The following is a 17,735-nucleotide window of genomic DNA, read 5'->3' on the forward strand; positions in this document are numbered from 1 at the left end:
GCAGCCCCGCTGACGGGCCATCGCTGCCCATGACTAATCCTTTCGCACCGCATTGGGCAAGACAAGGCAAGCCCTTTGCGGAGAATCAACAAAACAATCGTCCACAAATTGCAATACAACAGTACATCAGCAAACGAGACACATCTCACCCATGAAAATGAAATAGAGGTGAGTCTGTCGCATGTTTCCAAGTCCTACGGCGACATTGGGGCACTGAAAGACGTGTCGTTCACAGTGAACAAAGGCGAGATTTTCGGTCTAATAGGACCCGATGGTTCAGGAAAGACCACGCTGTTCCGCATCATGACCACGCTGTTGCTGCCCGACGGGGGCTCGGCGATGGTCGGCGGCTTCGACACCGTTGAACAAATGACAGACGTTCGCCGACGTGTGGGCCACATGCCGGGGAGGTTTTCGCTCTACCAAGACCTGACTGTGGAGGAAAATCTCGCATTCTTCGCCACGCTGTTCGGCACCACTATCAGCGAGGGATATGACCTCATTGCACCCATCTACTCACAAATCGAAAAGTTCAAGGACAGGAAAGCAGGCGACTTGTCGGGCGGAATGAAGCAAAAACTGGCACTGTCGTGTGCGTTGATTCATAAGCCTGACGTGCTTTTTCTTGACGAACCGACGACAGGCGTTGACCCAGTGAGCCGCAAGGAGTTATGGGATATGCTTCGATCGCTGCGCGAAGTTAACATCACCATTGTGGTATCGACTCCCTATCTCGACGAGGTGAGGCGGTGCGACCGTATCGCTTTCATCCACGAAGGTGAGATAAAGGGAATCGACACACCCGACAAGACACTCGAAAAGTTCAGGAACATCTTCAATCCGCCGCCCATTGAGCGAGCCAACGCTGACAAGACAGCGAGCGAAAACGTTATCGAGGTGGAGCATTTGGTCAAGGCCTTCGGTACGTTCCGTGCCGTCAACGACATCAGTTTCACAGTGAAGAAGGGTGAGATATTCGGCTTTCTTGGCGTCAACGGTGCGGGAAAATCCACCGCCATGCACATGCTGACAGGCCTGAGCCAGCCAACGAGTGGCAAAGGCTCTGTAGGCGGCTACGACATCTCAACGGAGTACGAGCAAATCAAGCGCAATATCGGTTACATGAGTCAGAAATTCTCGCTCTACGAGGACCTAACGGTGAGCGAAAACATACGTTTGTTCGCCAGTATCTACGGTATGGGCAAACGGGAGATAGCCCAAAAGACAGAGGAGATGCTCACTCGCATCAACTTCGCTGACCACAAGGACGACATTGTCGCATCGCTCCCGCTCGGTTGGAAACAAAAGCTGGCCTTTTCGGTGAGCATCTTCCACGAGCCCGACGTGGTATTTCTCGACGAACCCACAGGAGGCATCGACCCAGCGACGCGCCGCCAGTTCTGGGAGCTCATCTACGAGGCGGCGGAGCGTGGCATCACCGTGTTCGTGACGACCCATTACATGGACGAAGCTGAATACTGCGACCGCATTAGCATAATGGTGGATGGCAGAATCAGTGCCATGGGAACACCAGACGAGTTGAAAGCAAGGTTCGGAAAGAAGAGTATGGCCGAAGTATTCGTAGAGTTGGCCAGCCGAAGCAAAATATAGCGATTCCATCGGGTGAGCCATCGCCGACGGGAGCTGAGCGAAAACGATATCATGACAAAGAACTGAACAAACGAAAGGCAATGAACGGCAACACGAAACAGGACAATCCAAAAGACAGCACGGGCTTCTCACAAGCCCGAAAGGGAGCAGACACGAAGCTATTCCTCTCCTTTATTCTCAAGGAGTCGCGCCACATACTGCGCGACAAGCGCACTATGCTGGTTCTTTTCGGAATGCCCGTCGTGCTGATGCTGCTCTTCGGCTTCGCCATCTCCACGGAAGTGAAGAACGTAAGGACAGTTATCGTGACGGCCTCGATGGACAACCAGACACAGAAACTTGTGAACGCACTCGACGCAAGCGAGTATTTCATTGTCACAAGTCAGGTGGGTACGCCCTCGGAAGCTGAACGACTGATACGCAATCAGGAAGCCGACATCGCCGTTGTCTTTGCCCCCGACTTCGCCAGCAGACAATCCGGACTGCAAATCATCACCGACGGAGCCGATCCCAATATGGCTCAGCAATACAGCAACTACGCAGCGATGACGATGGCCCAGCACATCGGCCGCGAAACGGACACTCTGGCAAGTCCGTCGGTCGTCAACACAAAGCTGCTCTACAACCCACAGATGAAGAGTGCCTACAATTTCGTGCCCGGTATCATGGGAATCCTGCTCATGCTCATCTGCGCTATGATGACGTCTATTAGCATAGTGAAGGAGAAGGAACGAGGAACGATGGAGGTACTGCTCGTCAGTCCCGTGCGACCACTCATGATCATCATCGCCAAGGCTATCCCCTACATGGCGCTGGCCTTTGCCATCCTCGTGACAATCCTCATCATGGCCCGCTTCGCCCTGCACGTTCCTATCACGGGAAGTTTATTTTGGATTATCATTGTGTCAACCATTTATATCGTTATGGCACTGTCACTTGGGCTTCTTATCTCAACCATTGCTAAAACACAGCTGACCGCTCTTTTGGTCTCAGCTATGGTTCTGATGATGCCGAGTCTGCTTCTGAGCGGAATGATTTATCCAATAGAAAGCATGCCACCGCTTCTGCAGTGGGTTTCGGCAGCGATGCCACCGCGTTACTACATCTCCGCCATGCGCAAGCTGATGATCATGGGTGTCGATATTGGCAGTGTGCTGCAAGAACTCGCCGTGCTCACCGCCATGACCGTGGTTTTTCTTACCGTGGCACTGAAGAAATTCAAGGTAAGACTTTAACGCCATTCACGCATTAGAAAAGGAACAACGACAGAACCAACCACCATTCACGCATTAGAAAATGAGCAACGACAAACAATACAACACCAACGGGCAGCAAAGGGCCTTGCAATCGCCTGCCAAGAAAGCGAGAGGACTGAAACTTCTGTTAGCACTGCTGACCAAGGAGTTCATCCAAATACGCCGCAACCCTTTCCTACCCCGTCTCATCATGATCTTTCCCATCACCTCCATGTGCGTGATGCCGTGGGTTCTGAACATGGAAATCAAGAACATCAAGGTGGATGTGATAGACAACGACCGGTCGGTCATGTCGCAACAGCTCGTCCACAAGATTGAGGCGAGCAAATATTTCATATTCAACGGTCAGGAAACGAGTTACGAGGAGGCGATGAAAGACATCAAGAGCTCAGATGCCGACATGCTGATGGAGATTCCTCCCCACTTCGAACGTGACCGTATGGCCAACGGCAACCCACAGATTCTGATTGCAGCCAATGCCGTCAATGGTACAAAAGGCGCACTGGGAACCACCTATCTGAGCAGCATCATCAGCCAGCACGTCACCCCCGAACTGTCGGCCATCAACGCAAAGATCTCCACGCTCTACCTCTACAACAAGAACCTGAACTACAAACTCTTCATGATTCCTGCCCTCATGGCCATGCTCATTATGACCCTCTGCGGGTTTCTGCCCACACTCAACATCGTCGGCGAAAAGGAAAGCGGCACCATTGAGGCCATGAACGTCACCCCAGTGAGCAAGAGTGTGTTCATTCTTGCTAAGCTCATTCCCTACTGGATCATGGGACTGGTGGTCATCTCCTTGTGTTTCATCCTCTCGTGGCTCCTCTACGACATCACGTCGGCAGGCAATCTCGCCCTGATCTATCTGCTCGTGGCCCTGCTCTCCTTTGTTTTCAGCGGTCTCGGCCTTGTTATCTCCAACTATAGCCACAACATGCAGCAGGCTACCTTCATGATGTGGTTCGTCATTATGATAATGATGCTCATGAGTGGACTGTTCACCCCCGTGCGGTCGATGCCCGACTGGGCCTTCAAGACGACCTATCTCAACCCGATGCACTACTTCATCGATGCCATCCGCACCGTTTTCGTCCGTGGAGGCGACTTCAACAGCATTGCCAATCAGGTGCTTGGCCTCGGCATTTTCGCCGTAGTGCTTGATCTTTGGGCCGTGTTCAGCTACAAGAAGAACCACTGATTCCACCAACTATCGTCATTATCCACACACGGACGACGTGCGGAGCCATCACGACAAGGGCATAAAACAAAAATGCCAAGCCACAGTTTTGCGGCTTGGCATTCTCTTTTGTTGATGCAAAAAGGGCGGATTCATCGCAGCGAGAAGGGCTGACGCTCACCCGAAGCGGAGAAAAGACTCAATGATTGCAAATCTTGCTGGAATCGACAGTGAAGGCATCTTGCTGCGAGGGCATGAATTTCCCGCGCTCTTCGAGGAAGTCAACAAGCTCGGCGGCTGTGAGTCCCTCCACCGAACAGGTGTAGAAACGCTCATTGGGGCCAAACTTCTCGATGATTGCCTTCACCAGACTCTCCTTTGTCGTGTAACTGTTGCCCTCCATCATGTGGAGAACGTCGTGTCCATGTGTCATATTTTTTCCTTTCTTTTTATGATGATTGATTATCTAATGAGATTGAAAATCCTTTACATTTCTATTCTTTCTATCTACCTATGTAAACCGCTGAAATTCAATAGGATAAATTTTTGCCTTACAAAAGTCAGCTTTCATTGTGCGATGGCTGACCTTTCACCGTGCAAAAGATGACCTTTCGCAATGCCAAAGCTCATTAATCGCCAGCCAATGGTGAAAAAATCTTGACACGACAGGGTGCTTTTCAGCGGATTTTTTCGCCCATTCCATCGTTAAAACTGGAAGTAAATGAATGGCTGAATTTCGGAGCTTTTCACCTGCATGATGATGAACACCACCACGGTGATGGCGATTGCCGAGCCGACAACACCACCTTTTTGCAGCAGACGCACAAAACGGTCCTGCCAACTGTCGGGCAACCAGTGTCCAATCATGGCCAACAGCATGAGAATGAACACATAACGGTAGCTGAAAAGCACGTCGGGCATGACATGGAGGTTGAACTTTCCGACCATCTGCCGCACCATCAGCCACACGCTTTCAAAGTCCTTGCAGCGGAAAAACAGCCATGAGAAACATAGAACGTGGAAGGTGACGAACACGGAGACGAACCGTCGGATGCCCGTGGGATGGTAGTGGCGGTCGTGACCGAGCACTGTCTGCGACCAGAACTTATGGATGCAGACCAAAAGACCATGCAACATGCCCCAAACGACGAAGTTGAGCGATGCGCCATGCCAGAGTCCGCATGCCGTCATGGCCAGCATCTGATTGAGATACATGCGCCAACGTCCATGGCGGTTGCCCCCTAACGAGATATAAACATAGTCGCGAATCCACGTTGACAAGGATATGTGCCATCGACGCCAAAAGTCGCTCATTGAGTCGGCTTTGAACGGAGCGTTAAAGTTCATCTTTAACTTGAATCCCAGTAAGAGGGAAATTCCGATTGCCATATCCGAGTAGCCAGAGAAGTCGCTGTAAATCTGAATGCAATAGCCATAGATGCCCAGCAAAATCTCACCCCCTGAGAACAAAGTCGGGTTGTCGTAGATTCGATCGACGAAGTTTTGCGAGATATAGTCGGATATTACGGCCTTTTTGAGTAGTCCTACCATGACGAAATAGACACCAAGGGCAAACATTTCCGACGTTATCTGCAAGGGCTTGCGAGTCTGCGGATGGAAGTCGGCTGCCCTTTCGATTGGTCCTGCCAGCAGTGTCGGGAAGTAACTCACATAGAAGGCATAGTCTAGCAGACTGTCCATGGGCTTCATCTTGCCCCGATACACGTCGATGACGTAGGAAATGCTCTTGAAAGTGTAGAAACTGATGCCCACTGGCAAGAAGATGTCCCACGGTTGGAAATTGTTGCCAATCATTTGGCTCACCATTCCCACAAAGAAGTTGGTGTATTTGAAGTATGCCAGCAGTCCAAGATCGATGAAAAGGCTCACCGCCACCCACAGCTTTGCTTTATTGCTACGTGGTATCACTCTGGCAATGAGATAGTCGGATATGGTAACGAGGGCCAAAAGTGCGAAATAGAATCCGCTACTCTTGTAGAAGAAGTAATAGGAGAAGAGCGTCACGAAGAGAAGCCGTGAGCTGAACTGTTTCCGAAGCAGAAAATAGACGAGCATAAAGCCCGCGAAGATAAAGAGGAATGCGCCCGACGAGAAGAGCAACGGTTCCTGAGGATTGTATTGAAGGATGTCGGTTATTCTCGAAAAGTCCAACGAGCCGAAATAAGCTGACAGCTTGCTGAGGACGAAACTGAAGAAATCAAAAATTGTATCTGTATCCATCGGTATTTTAAATTTCAACATTAATTACCCATTCGGCGACCGTAATTCTTCTGTCCAGCCACTATCGACTTGAATATTCGTCCGCTCACGTATTTTCCTCCCTTGTGATTGATGTGCACATAGTCTTTCGAACCCATGTCGTAGGAATCGACTATGCGCTTCATTGTGCCTGGTCCGCCCATGGCATTGAGGAGGTTGTAGAAACCCACCTTGCACTCGGCGGCGAGGTTTTCCTGATAGCTGACGAGCATTTCGACCTGATGCATGGTACCGTCGGGAGACGATTTCGAGCCTCTGTCGGGCGCACTCACGATGAGAATACTGGTTTGGGGGAAGGCTTTGCGGAAGTTGTTTACCACGACTCGCATCTCTTCGATGTACTTTTTCAGACGTGGGGCGTCCGATTGCTCGTTGACGGCATTGACACCATACTGCAAAACAATCAGGTCGTAGGGCCGAACACGGGCGAACTCTGAGAGCATAGCAACGGGCAGCTTGCCCAACGAATGGCCATTGGTGCCGCGCATGCTGAAATTATCGATGATTATACCCTCTTTTGCCTCCTGCGACGTACCGAAAAGCACCGCTCCGCCACCTCTGACACTGAGCTGCGCATGGCTCGTGGGTGATGCGCCCTGCACCACTTGCAGACGAGGCGAGGGCGAAAGTTGGAAGGCGCGCTGCACGTTGCCGTCGAATTTCATCGTAATATCGGCCCCACGGGGAGCACGGAGATAGAGTTGGGTGATACGCCACTTACCCGTATGGGGAAATTCGGGCAGTATGAAGGGAGCAAGGCTTATCTGAGCAGGGCCCGAACACGTGTAATAACGCTCCGCAAGGCCAGCCAGCGCAACATCGTAGCTTTTGCGCTTCATGACCATATGTTCGACAAGACCAGTGAATTTGTGGGTGACGGTGTGCTTGTACTGGTTCAGCTCGTTGCCGGCATCGAGCCATCCTACACCCCATCCTCCGTACTTTTTCTGCAATTCCTCACGAAGGTGTTCCAACAGGACATCGCCCTCGATGAAAGAGTCGCCGTAATAGGCGATGCGCACTGGGCATCCGTTGGTGATTCCTTTGGCAAGATTGTTTATTTTCTCGTAGAATGCGTCCATTCCACCAGCCTTTCCGCCCGAAAAGTCAACAATGGGCTCCGTTCCCTTTGGCCACGACTCCTTGAAGCTGACCAACCGCCCATCCTTGTCTTTGAGCTGGGTCGCCTTTGGCTGAGCGGGCCTTGGCAACACGTCCTGCAACGTGGTCTGTTGTGGCGACAAGTCGCTGAGAATGTTAATCTCACGCAACTCCGTTCCAGCGATCTTTATCTTCGGAAGAAAATGGAGTAAAATTAAAAACACAATGACCAACACCGTCAGTAACAGCGTTTTATAAGTCTTGTCATTCATCTTTTAATGTTGAATTAGCAACAACAAATATTTAAATAATGTATTCCCGTCTTGTCAGTGGTTAGTCCAGAGCCCCAAGTCCTTAGATTTCCTTCAGCGACTTGTCAAGCAAATCCACTCCTCTTGATGTGCATATACCTCTTATATAAAAGAGCATGAATGTTCGGAGCAGCTCCTTGAAATTATATTTTTTATAGAGATAATTGCTCATAATGAACTGTACGGATGCGTCTGCCACCATTACCACCAAATCGAAGTTGATGTCTGTTAGGAAGTAACCTTCATCAATACCACGTCGTATGAAATCCTGCGTCTCCGCTCCCTGACATTTGCGGCGCTTTCTGAAGAACTCTAACAGCTTGGGATATCGCTGCATGTCCTCAAAGAACACAGGATAGATTCTGCTAATCTCCTCTGCTTTCTGCTTGAAAAACAGGATAATGATGTCGATTACGTTCGTTCCCGGCACGTCCAGTCTCTTCATTTTCTGCCTGTTTGCCTCATCACTGTGTTGCAAAACCTCCAGCAACAGGTCTTCCTTGTCCGCGTAAATCTCATAGACGGTGCGCTTCGAAATCCTCAAGCGTTTGGCAATATCATCCATTTTCACCTTTCTGATTCCGTGTTGGTAGAACATAGGCGTCGCTGCCTCTAAGATTTTTTCCTTCAGATCTGACCTGTAACTGTTTCCTGTCTGCATACTAGCTGCGGAGATGATGAATATTTAGACGCAAAATTATAAAAAATCTTTTATATTCTCCTACTTTTTAAAGTATTATTTATTAACTTTGCACATACTATATATATCTGTGCAGATAATAATTGTAGATTTGTTTAAATAAATTATGGTAAAGATAACGAAAGAGGCGGCGCTGGAATATCACCAGAACGGCCGTCCGGGTAAGATTGAAGTGACACCAACAAAGCCCCACAGCACGCAGACCGACTTGAGTTTGGCCTACTCACCAGGGGTAGCTTACCCATGTCTTGAGATTCAACAGAATCCCGATGAGGTATATAAATATACAGACAAAGGAAACCTTGTGGCCGTCATCACCAACGGAACGGCAGTTCTGGGCCTTGGTGACATAGGAGCCATGAGCGGAAAGCCAGTGATGGAAGGCAAAGGCTTATTGTTCAAAATCTATGGAGGTGTCGATGTGTTCGATATCGAGGTCAACGAGACCGACCCTGACAAGTTTTGCGAGGCGGTGGAGAAGATTGCGCCCACGTTCGGTGGCATAAACCTTGAGGATATCAAAGCTCCTGAGTGCTTTGCCATAGAGGAGCGGCTTAAACGCACACTCGACATTCCTGTAATGCACGACGACCAGCACGGAACGGCCATCATTTCGGCCGCCGGACTGAAGAATGCGCTTGAGGTTGCTGGCAAGAAGATTGATGATGTGAGACTGGTTGTCAACGGTGCCGGAGCCGCTGCCATCTCTTGCACGAAGCTCTACATGGCGCTTGGCCTGAAAAAGGAGAACATTCTGATGCTCGACTCGAAAGGAGTGATTACCTCCGACCGCGAGAAGCTCACCCCACAGAAGGCGTTCTTTGCCACCGACCGGCGAGACGCTAAGACACTGGAGGAGGCTATGCGTGGAGCAGACGTGTTTGTTGGGCTTTCGAAGGGCAACATCCTGTCGCAGGATATGATTCGGTCAATGAACGACAATCCCATTGTTTTCGCTTTGGCCAACCCCGTTCCCGAAATATCTTACGAGGACGCACTTTCCGCACGCCCCGACGTACTGATGGCGACTGGACGCTCAGATTATCCGAACCAAATCAACAATGTCATCGGATTTCCGTACATCTTCCGCGGAGCGCTCGACGTACATGCCAAGGCCATCAATGAGGAAATGAAGCTCGCAGCTGTACATGCCATCGCCGATCTTGCCAAACAGGCCGTTCCCGACATAGTGAACGAGGTCTATCACGTGAACGAATTGACTTTCGGACCTAAGTACTTCATTCCCAAACCTGTCGATCCACGGCTGATTACCGAGGTGAGCATGGCCGTGGCGAAAGCTGCCATCGACAGTGGCGTGGCCAGAACTGCCATCACTGATTTCGAAGCCTATCGCAATAACTTAAGGCAGATGCTCGGACAGGAAACCAAACTGACACGACACCTCCATGCCACCGCAGCACGACACCCCCAACGCGTAGTGTTTGCTGAGGGAGCACACCCGAATATGCTGAAGGCCGCTGTTCAGGCCAAACAAGAGGGAATCTGCCAACCCATCCTTCTGGGCAACCCCGACCGTCTTCGCCGTGTCGCCAACCGAATGAAGCTCGACCTTTCGGACATTAGAATCATCGACATGCGGGCCGATAACGAACAGAAACACCGCGCAACCTATGCCAAACACTTGGCGGAGAAAAGAGCACGGCAAGGTTTCACCTTCGAAGAGGCCTACGACAAAATGTACGAGCGCAACTATTTCGGCATGTGCATGGTGGAAAACGGCGACGCTGACGCATTCATCACAGGCCTGTACACAAGGTACAGCAACACCATACGTGTGGCAAAGGAGGTCATCGGCATACGCCCTGAGTACGAGCATTTCGGAACGATGCACATTCTCAACACCAAACGCGGAGTTTACTACATCGCCGACACGCTCATCAACCGACATCCAGATGCCGGAGTGCTCACCGACATAGCGAAATTGGCCGCCAGCTCGGTGAAGTTCTTCAACGACAAACCGAACATCGCCATGGTTTCCTACTCCAATTTCGGAACCGACACCACTGGATCGCCACAACGCGTCCATGAAGCCGTGGAAACCATGCAACGAGAGTTCCCCGACCTGGCCATCGACGGTGAGATGCAAGTGAACTTTGCACTCAACAGGAAGCTGCGTGACGAGAAGTATCCGTTCTCAAGACTAAAGGGAAAGAACGTGAACACACTGGTGTTCCCCGATCTGTCGTCGGCCAACAGCGGCTACAAACTGCTGCAGGCGCTCAGTCCTGACACAGAGGTGATTGGACCGATACAGATGGGACTCAACAAGCCTATTCACTTTACCGACTTCGAATGCTCGGTGCGCGACATCGTGAACATCACCGCCGTGGCGGTCATCGATGCCTATGTAGAGAAGATTAAGAACAGAAAATAGCCACCAAGACGCATCTACCGAAAGGGATTCGTGGGACACCCGTCCTATGAATCCTTTTCTTTTTCAGCACCATCACGGCGGAGTCTGCGTCGGACGGAAAGGGAGAACGCACGACAATCCCGCATCCAAGCATCAATACATGAGCCACCGCCTGGCAAAAGGTAAGCTATCACACTGCAAAAGGTAAGGAATGACAACGCCAAAGGTGAGCTTTTGAGAGCCAAAACCTATCACATTGAAAACCAGACAGTTATAAAAAGTACTAAATATGCTTCTCCGACAATGCCATTTTGCTGCCTCAACCACATGCCACGCAGTAGCACCGATAAGTCCGAAGAGCAGCCAAACAAGAAAAATCCCAGTCAGACATCGCGTCTAACTGGGAATGTTAGTAATGCTAATTTTTAATGAATTTACGTATATCCTAAATTCACAATCTGATTGTACAGGACCCTTTACCAATAAATTATTTAACCGTATAACCTTAATTGCACTGCAAAGGTAAGCAAAAGAATGATTACAGGCAAATGTTTTGCTTAATTAAGTAAATTATACTACCTTTGCCTTCTGAAATGATAATTCACAGAATAATATTCTGCAATAATAAATTATGGAAGAATGGGAACAGTTGAAGATCTCGATGCTACCGATTTGAAGATTCTGCGCATATTGCAAGAGGACTCACGCCTGACGGTCAAGGAGCTGGCCGAAAAGATAAACCTGTCTCCCTCGCCCACCTTCGAGCGCCAGAAGCGGCTTGAGCGCGAGGGATACATAGAAAGATACATGGCAGTGGTCAATGCTGACAAGGTGGGTAACCATATAACGGTGCTCTGCAACGTGCGACTGGCGCGCCACACGTTGTCGAACATCAAGAAATTCAGTGATGCCGTGATGAAAATCGACCAGATTACGGAGTGTTATGAGACCAGTGGCGAGTTCGATTTCCAAATAAAGGTGTTGGCCAAAGACATGAAAGACTATCAGCAATTCATGCTCAACACGCTCGGAAATATAGAAGGCATCGGAAACTTGCACAGCTACATCGTAGTGGCCGAGCTGAAAAACACCCACGGTGTCCCCATCAACAGCCCCCAACGCTCACTGTAAGAGTTGCCCTTACAGGCTTTCCTCGGCAGAATGGTACGACGAACGCACCAGCGGACCGCTGACTACGCTCTTGAATCCCTTGGCAAGGGCTATCTGCTTGTATTCCTCGAACTGCTCAGGTGTGACGTACTCGACCACGGGCAGATGCTTCGCTGTGGGCTGAAGGTACTGTCCGAGCGTTAGCCGCTTGCAGCCGGTGGCCAGAATGTCGTCCATCGTCGCCAGTATCTCCTCGCGCGTCTCGCCAAGTCCGAGCATGAAGCCCGTCTTGGCCTGAATACCGCAACGCGAAATCTTTGCCAGCACTTCCAGACTGCGGTCGTACTGGGCCACGCTGCGCACCGACGGGGTGAGCCTTCGCACGGTCTCCATGTTGTGTCCGCAGACATGAGGCTTCGTTGCGAGTACCTTCCTGATGAGGTCGGCCCTGCCCATGAAGTCAGGGATGAGCAATTCGATTTTCGTACCAGGGTTCATGGCCTGCACAGCCTCAACGGTCTTCACCCAGTGGTCAGCGCCGAAGTCGGGAAGGTCGTCCCTGTCAACCGAGGTGATCACCGCATAGCGCAAGTTAAGTGCCTTGACGGTCTCCGCAACACGCTGCGGTTCGTTGTCGTCGAGCAGCTCCGGGCGTCCGCTCATGGTGTTGCAGAAGCGGCATTTGCGCGTGCATATCTCGCCCCCGATCATCAACGTGGCAGTGCGGGCTATCCAACATTCGGTCCGGTTGGGGCAAAGTCCGCTCATACAGATGGTGTTCATCTTGTGACGGGCCAGTATTCCCGCCGTCTCGCCCGACGATTTCTTCGACGTGAGGTCTATCTTGAGCCACGCTGGCTTCATGATGTGTGGCGGACGGCCAAAGAGTAGGCGTAGGAACTGGTCGATCGTCAGGCCACGGATGACCGCACTGATGTCAACATCCACGAGTTTGGTACGCACAGCCTCACGGGTGAAGTCAACACCACGGAGCAAGTCGAGCAGCTCACGGTCGAGGTCGCCCAGCAAAAAGTAGTCGCCCATGAGGTTCATGTTGACGATCACGTTGTTCTTCAGTTCGATATGGGCCTCCAACGTGCCAACGTCGGCGAAGCGCTTGCGGCGCTCTTCGGTGTATTTGGGATTCTTTCCGTAGGTAAATTCATCGGAGGCCAGTTCCTTTTCAATCCCCTCAATCACTTTCATGTCGTCGGGTGTGAGCACTCTCACCTCATCGCCGCACATGTATTTCCTGACGTAAGCCATGAAGTCCTCTATGCTCAGGTCGGTGTGTTGACCAATGTTGGTGACACGCTGGCTCACCGAGGCCACGCCCTTGCTCCGCAGTTTCTCCTTCGAGGGTGTGAGTGCCTTCGACAGATGGTCGAGCATCGTTCCGAAAAGCAGCGAGTTGTGGAGCACGCTGCGGCCCTTCAGCCTGTAGAAAGCACTTCCGGCGACCTTCTTTCCGTCAACGAGAATGTCGTTTCGGCCCGACAGTCGTGCGTCGATGTTCAGACTTCTGAGCATATCTGCCACACCTTTCATATAGTCAACAAAGGCCCTGTTGACGTTCTCTGCAAAGGAAATGTAGGAAAATTGCATACAGCCGTGGTCGGCATAGATGCAGCCTCCGCCACTCTTGCGTCGGTAGATGTGCACGCCATTAGACTTGCAGTATTCTACATCCACCTCATTGTCGATGAGTTGGTTGCGCCCCAACATGACGGTGGGTTCGACACGCCACACCATAAAGTAATCGTCGTCGGTGTAGGTACGTGCCACATACTCTTCTACAGCAAAGTAGAAAGGCAGCTGATTCTCTTGTTCGCGTTCAGGAATAATAATGTATTTCATCGCTTGGATTTACGTTTCATTTTCTTTTGTATGAGAGGGGAAATGCCCCCTGCTTAATTTTTCGGATACAAATGTACAAAAAAAATCCGCAACCAGCACACCATTTGAACTATCTTTGTCGATACAGTCCTTATTCATTTCACAGCTGTCCGTCGCCGTACGTTACACCACATCGCACCGTCGCTGGGGCGAAAGGTCTCCAACGACTGGCAAGGACTATCTTTTTCGTGACAAACTGCACGGAATACTTGCAAAACCGCTCAAGAGTTAGTACCTTTGCATACTTGGAAAATTGAAGTATTCAGAGGATTTCGATAAACGAATGCCCATGAATAGACCCCGAAGATTATGAAAAGAATCGCTATTTACTTGCTGATTGTCTTGCCGATGATGGCCGCTTGCTCAAAGCATAAGACCGTCACCGACGAACCATCGCCCATCGACACCATACCGATGCTGGTCACAAAGGTGCAGAAGTGCTCACGGCTCTACACCACCGAGTATCACGTCCATAAGATATTAACCCACAACGACAAGATGAAGGTGACGGGATCGATACTCCACAAGGAGTTCACCGTTAACATTCCAGCGGGCGACAGGCGAATAGCCATCCCCATTGACGCAGTTTTGAAGGCCTATGTTGACTTCGACGGCTTCAGCGAGAAGAACATCCGCCGTAAGAATGGTCACCTGACAGTTATCCTTCCTGACCCAAAGATTGTTCTTACCGGAACAAAGGTCAACCACAAGGAAGTCAAACAATTCGTTGCGCTGACCCGACGCAACTTCACCGATGCCGAGCTGACCAGCTATGAGCAGCAAGGACGACAGCAAATCATTGCCTCGATACCGCAAATGGGCATCATCGAACAGGCAAGGGTGAGCGCTGCCAGACAACTCGTGCCCCTTTTCAAGGCAATGGGCTACAAAGAAGAAAACATTACGATAAGTTTCAGAAAGAAATTCGACATCGGCGACTTGCCGTCAATCCTCGACAACTCAACAGTAGAGAAGAATGGAAAAGATATTTGACAGCCTCCTGCAGTTCATCAAGGGCATCAGCAAAGTAGTTTGGTTCAGTCTGCTGGGCATTGTCGCACTGCTCATAGCAGGAATGGGCACCTTCGGCTGGCTGAACAAGGACAACACGCTCGCCTTCACTGTCGATCAGCGCATCGACATCACACCGCAGCAGATTCAGAGCATAGAGGAAATCGGACAATGGGAGTTCCTCGCCATCAACGATGAGGAGATTGTGGACTCAATCAAAAAGCACTTTTTCATCGATGCCGAACTGGTACGCATCTACTACGGCACCTTACGGCTCGGAATCGACCTGAAAAAGGCAAAGCCTCATTGGCTACGCGTGGAAAATGACTCAGTGGTCGTGGCCACTCTCCCACCCATCGAACTGCTTGACAGCACCTTTATCGACGAGACACGGTCGCAATCGTTCTTCCAAGATGGCACATGGAAGCCCGAAGAGCGCCAAGGACTCTACCAAACCGCATACAAGAAAATGCTGAGCAGATGTATGACAAACGAAAACAAAGCTATTGCGGAGCAAAACGCCCGCCAACAGTTCACGCAACTTCTCAAATCGATGGGATTCAGCAACATAAGGATTGAATTTGAGCAAGAGAACGGAAAGAAACAGACCAACTCTCACTAACGGAAAGAACAGAGAAATGCAACTCCAACTAAAGCCATACCAGCCCCACTACAAAGCTCTCGCACAACTTGGCATACCTATTATAATAGGACAGATAGGCTCCATCGTGCTGGGATTTGCAGACACGCTCATGATTGGTCGCCACAGCACCGCCGAACTCGGAGCCGCCGCCTTCGTGAACAACATGTTTGTGCTGGTGCTTATATTCGCAATGGGATTCGCTTACGGACTAACGCCCATCGTCGGCTCACTGTACGGACGCGAGGAATGCGGAAAGATTGGCGCAATACTCAAGAACTCACTCGTGGCAAACACGCTTCTGGCGATGGTACTTATGGGAATAATGACCGTTCTGTACCTGAATTTGGGCAATCTCGGACAACCCGAAGAGCTATTGCCACTGATGCGTCCCTACTTCATCGTCAATCTGATTTCAGTGCCTTTCGTAACGTGGTTCAATACCTTCAAACAGCTCTCTGACGGCACAACCGACACGAAGACTCCGATGTGGATTCTGCTGGGCGGCAACCTGCTAAACATCGTCGGAAACTATGTGCTCATCTACGGAAAGTTTGGCTTCCCAGAATTAGGCCTCTACGGCGCCGGACTATCGACCATGTTCTCGCGCATCGTCATGGCCGTTGCGTTCTGCGTTGTGTTCTTCGGCACACGCCGATACCGGGTCTATCGACAGGGATTCCACAGCGAGCCCATCAACAGTGCCGACATATCGCACCTTTGCAAGATAGGTTTCCCGTTGAGTCTGCAGATGGGAATGGAGGCGGCGGCTTTCAGTCTGAGTTCCATCATGGTGGGATGGATCGGCACTACCGCACTGGCGGCTCACCAAGTGATGCTCACTATCTCGCAATTCTTCTACATGGTGTACTACGGAATGGGATCGGCGGTGGCTGTGCGCGCCAGTTATTTCACTGGGCAACATGACTATACGGCTGTCAGAAGAACAGCCTCGGCGGGCTTTCATCTCATCCTTGCCATCGCCGTGGCAGTGTCGGTGCCTGTCGTTATTTGGCGCAACAGTCTTGGATTCATCTTCACCGACAGTCCACAGGTGTGCACGCTGGTGGCGCAGGTCATCATTCCTCTCATCATTTATCAGTTCGGCGACGGGATGCAATGCACTTATGGCAATGCACTCAGAGGTATCGCCTACGTCAAGCCACTCATGTACACCGCCTTCCTTGCTTATTTTGTCATCAGTCTTCCGCTGGGCTATCTCTTCGGCATAAAGATGGGACTGGGACTGCTCGGAATCTGGTTTGCATTTCCTTTCGGACTCACGACCGCGGGTCTGCTCTACTATTATTATTTCCACAAAAGGCTCAAGGAGGTCTGGCCGGACAACCGCTGACCGACATGGGACTGAAAATCGACTGTTATGAAAAATTTTCTTGAATTGTGTGAGGCGAGATTCGCCGCACGAAAATTCACCGACGAACCTGTCAGCGACGACGACATCGAATTTCTGAAAACTGCCGTCCGACTTGCTCCGTCGGCAGCCAACTGCCAGCCTTGGCGGTTTCTCATCGTGAGGTCCGACGAGGGCAGAGCCAAACTACGGCAATGCTACTCACGAGCTTGGTTCAAGACTGCGCCCATGTATCTCGTGGCTTTCAAGAGCATCGCCGAGTGCTGGGTGCGCCACGACGACGGGAAACTCTATGCCGATTTCGACCTTGGCATAGCTGTGGAACATTTCTGCCTTGCCGCCGCCGAGCGTGGACTGGGCAGTTGCTGCGTGGCCCATTACGACACGAGAAAGTTGCGCGACCTCTTTCCTGAGGATGGACTGGAGGCCGTGGCCATAGTGCCGTTCGGACATGTCGCCGCCGACTGCGAGCGAACTCCTAAGGTGAGAAAGAGCATGGCCGATATCTTCAGGGAAGTGTAGGCCGTGGCGGAAGAACGCGCTATCGGAGTCTGCCTGTTTGAGGCTAAATTAACCACATTGCAAACGATGTTTGCAAACGACTGACAATCAGAAAGATACATATCCACATTCAAAAGGTCAGCTTTTAGGATGCGAAAGATGAGGTATGAGCATGCCAAAGGTCAGCTTTCAATGTGTGAAAGCTGACCTTCGACCACAGGACTATACTTTTCCATCGCTTCAACGGGCTGTTTTTTCCAAATGTTGCCACAACCGCCACTTGTGTTTATGGCACTATTCCATCAATCCCCAACGACCCTTTATTTGGAAAGATTACAGCGATTAACCGTTTTGTAACGACCTGTAACACATTAGTAACAAACTCGTAA

The 17,735-nt window shown here is 50.7% G+C and carries 14 protein-coding genes; 9 read left to right on the plus strand and 5 right to left on the minus strand.

Going from position 1 to position 17,735, the window contains the following annotated elements:
• The first annotated feature begins 168 nt into the window (after positions 1-168).
• The 3 genes from H515_RS0102480 (at position 169) to H515_RS0102490 (ending at position 4,071) form a co-directional block, all read left to right on the plus strand.
• Positions 169-1,611, plus strand: coding sequence for an ATP-binding cassette domain-containing protein (locus H515_RS0102480; protein ID WP_238300089.1), 1,443 nt, complete (start codon positions 169-171; stop codon positions 1,609-1,611).
• A gap of 80 nt (positions 1,612-1,691) precedes the next feature.
• Positions 1,692-2,846: an ABC transporter permease gene (locus H515_RS0102485; protein ID WP_081410108.1), complete on the plus strand. Its 1,155-nt coding sequence runs from the start codon at positions 1,692-1,694 to the stop codon at positions 2,844-2,846.
• 61 nt (positions 2,847-2,907) lie between these two features.
• Entirely contained in the window at positions 2,908-4,071 is a 1,164-nt protein-coding gene (locus H515_RS0102490; RefSeq protein WP_025875319.1) for an ABC transporter permease, read from the plus strand.
• 178 nt (positions 4,072-4,249) lie between these two features.
• Here H515_RS0102490 and H515_RS0102495 read toward each other — a convergent pair whose 3' ends face one another.
• The 4 genes from H515_RS0102495 to H515_RS0102510 form a co-directional block, all read right to left on the minus strand.
• A complete protein-coding gene (locus H515_RS0102495; protein WP_025875317.1) occupies positions 4,250-4,483 on the minus strand; it encodes a YecH family metal-binding protein in 234 nt (77 codons plus the stop codon).
• Positions 4,484-4,755: 272 nt separating this feature from the next.
• On the minus strand, positions 4,756-6,291 hold the full coding sequence (locus tag H515_RS0102500) for an MBOAT family O-acyltransferase (RefSeq protein ID WP_025875315.1): 1,536 nt from the start codon (positions 6,289-6,291) through the stop codon (positions 4,756-4,758).
• Between the two features lie 20 nt (positions 6,292-6,311).
• Positions 6,312-7,703, minus strand: a complete 1,392-nt coding sequence (locus H515_RS0102505) for an SGNH/GDSL hydrolase family protein (protein ID WP_028901544.1) — start codon at positions 7,701-7,703, stop codon at positions 6,312-6,314.
• 82 nt (positions 7,704-7,785) lie between these two features.
• Complete coding sequence (locus H515_RS0102510; protein ID WP_025875313.1) at positions 7,786-8,403, minus strand: TetR/AcrR family transcriptional regulator; 618 nt, start codon at positions 8,401-8,403, stop codon at positions 7,786-7,788.
• 145 nt (positions 8,404-8,548) lie between these two features.
• Here H515_RS0102510 and H515_RS0102515 point away from each other — a divergent pair, with 145 nt between their 5' ends.
• Together H515_RS0102515 and H515_RS0102520 are read left to right on the plus strand one after the other, a co-directional pair.
• The gene (locus H515_RS0102515; RefSeq protein WP_028901545.1) at positions 8,549-10,837 is read left to right on the plus strand and encodes an NADP-dependent malic enzyme; all 2,289 of its coding nucleotides are present in this window, start codon (positions 8,549-8,551) and stop codon (positions 10,835-10,837) included.
• Between the two features lie 618 nt (positions 10,838-11,455).
• The gene (locus H515_RS0102520; RefSeq protein WP_025875311.1) at positions 11,456-11,947 is read left to right on the plus strand and encodes an Lrp/AsnC family transcriptional regulator; all 492 of its coding nucleotides are present in this window, start codon (positions 11,456-11,458) and stop codon (positions 11,945-11,947) included.
• 9 nt (positions 11,948-11,956) lie between these two features.
• Here the strand turns inward: H515_RS0102520 and lipA are convergent, their stop codons facing one another.
• A complete protein-coding gene (gene lipA / locus H515_RS13870) occupies positions 11,957-13,783 on the minus strand; it encodes a lipoyl synthase (protein ID WP_081410109.1) in 1,827 nt (608 codons plus the stop codon).
• 348 nt (positions 13,784-14,131) lie between these two features.
• Here lipA and H515_RS0102530 point away from each other — a divergent pair, with 348 nt between their 5' ends.
• From H515_RS0102530 to H515_RS0102545, 4 genes are read left to right on the plus strand one after another with little or no spacing between them, the layout of a single operon-like run.
• Positions 14,132-14,815 carry a DUF4230 domain-containing protein gene (locus H515_RS0102530; RefSeq protein WP_025875309.1) on the plus strand — a complete coding sequence of 228 codons (684 nt, stop codon included), beginning with the start codon at positions 14,132-14,134 and terminating at the stop codon, positions 14,813-14,815.
• On the plus strand, positions 14,799-15,455 hold the full coding sequence (locus tag H515_RS0102535; protein WP_028901547.1) for a DUF4230 domain-containing protein: 657 nt from the start codon (positions 14,799-14,801) through the stop codon (positions 15,453-15,455). Before H515_RS0102530 ends, H515_RS0102535 begins: the two co-directional genes overlap by 17 nt.
• A 16-nt stretch (positions 15,456-15,471) precedes the next feature.
• Entirely contained in the window at positions 15,472-16,827 is a 1,356-nt protein-coding gene (locus H515_RS0102540) for an MATE family efflux transporter (RefSeq protein ID WP_025875305.1), read from the plus strand.
• A gap of 27 nt (positions 16,828-16,854) precedes the next feature.
• Positions 16,855-17,367 carry a nitroreductase family protein gene (locus H515_RS0102545; protein ID WP_025875303.1) on the plus strand — a complete coding sequence of 171 codons (513 nt, stop codon included), beginning with the start codon at positions 16,855-16,857 and terminating at the stop codon, positions 17,365-17,367.
• Positions 17,368-17,735: the final 368 nt, after the last annotated feature.

Source organism: Prevotella corporis DSM 18810 = JCM 8529 (assembly GCF_000430525.1).
GTDB lineage: Bacteria > Bacteroidota > Bacteroidia > Bacteroidales > Bacteroidaceae > Prevotella > Prevotella corporis.

Excerpts from the sequence above, each read along its gene's own strand:
- lipA (WP_081410109.1), bottom strand. The coding sequence starts at position 13,783 with ATGAAATACATTATTATTCCTGAACGCGAACAAGAGAATCAGCTGCCT.
- H515_RS0102500 (WP_025875315.1), bottom strand. The coding sequence starts at position 6,291 with ATGGATACAGATACAATTTTTGATTTCTTCAGTTTCGTCCTCAGCAAG.
- H515_RS0102545 (WP_025875303.1), top strand. The coding sequence starts at position 16,855 with ATGAAAAATTTTCTTGAATTGTGTGAGGCGAGATTCGCCGCACGAAAA.
- H515_RS0102485 (WP_081410108.1), top strand. The coding sequence starts at position 1,692 with ATGAACGGCAACACGAAACAGGACAATCCAAAAGACAGCACGGGCTTC.
- H515_RS0102530 (WP_025875309.1), top strand. The coding sequence starts at position 14,132 with ATGAAAAGAATCGCTATTTACTTGCTGATTGTCTTGCCGATGATGGCC.
- H515_RS0102505 (WP_028901544.1), bottom strand. The coding sequence starts at position 7,703 with ATGAATGACAAGACTTATAAAACGCTGTTACTGACGGTGTTGGTCATT.
- H515_RS0102510 (WP_025875313.1), bottom strand. The coding sequence starts at position 8,403 with ATGCAGACAGGAAACAGTTACAGGTCAGATCTGAAGGAAAAAATCTTA.
- H515_RS0102515 (WP_028901545.1), top strand. The coding sequence starts at position 8,549 with ATGGTAAAGATAACGAAAGAGGCGGCGCTGGAATATCACCAGAACGGC.
- H515_RS0102540 (WP_025875305.1), top strand. The coding sequence starts at position 15,472 with ATGCAACTCCAACTAAAGCCATACCAGCCCCACTACAAAGCTCTCGCA.
- H515_RS0102490 (WP_025875319.1), top strand. The coding sequence starts at position 2,908 with ATGAGCAACGACAAACAATACAACACCAACGGGCAGCAAAGGGCCTTG.
- H515_RS0102495 (WP_025875317.1), bottom strand. The coding sequence starts at position 4,483 with ATGACACATGGACACGACGTTCTCCACATGATGGAGGGCAACAGTTAC.
- H515_RS0102520 (WP_025875311.1), top strand. The coding sequence starts at position 11,456 with ATGGGAACAGTTGAAGATCTCGATGCTACCGATTTGAAGATTCTGCGC.
- H515_RS0102535 (WP_028901547.1), top strand. The coding sequence starts at position 14,799 with ATGGAAAAGATATTTGACAGCCTCCTGCAGTTCATCAAGGGCATCAGC.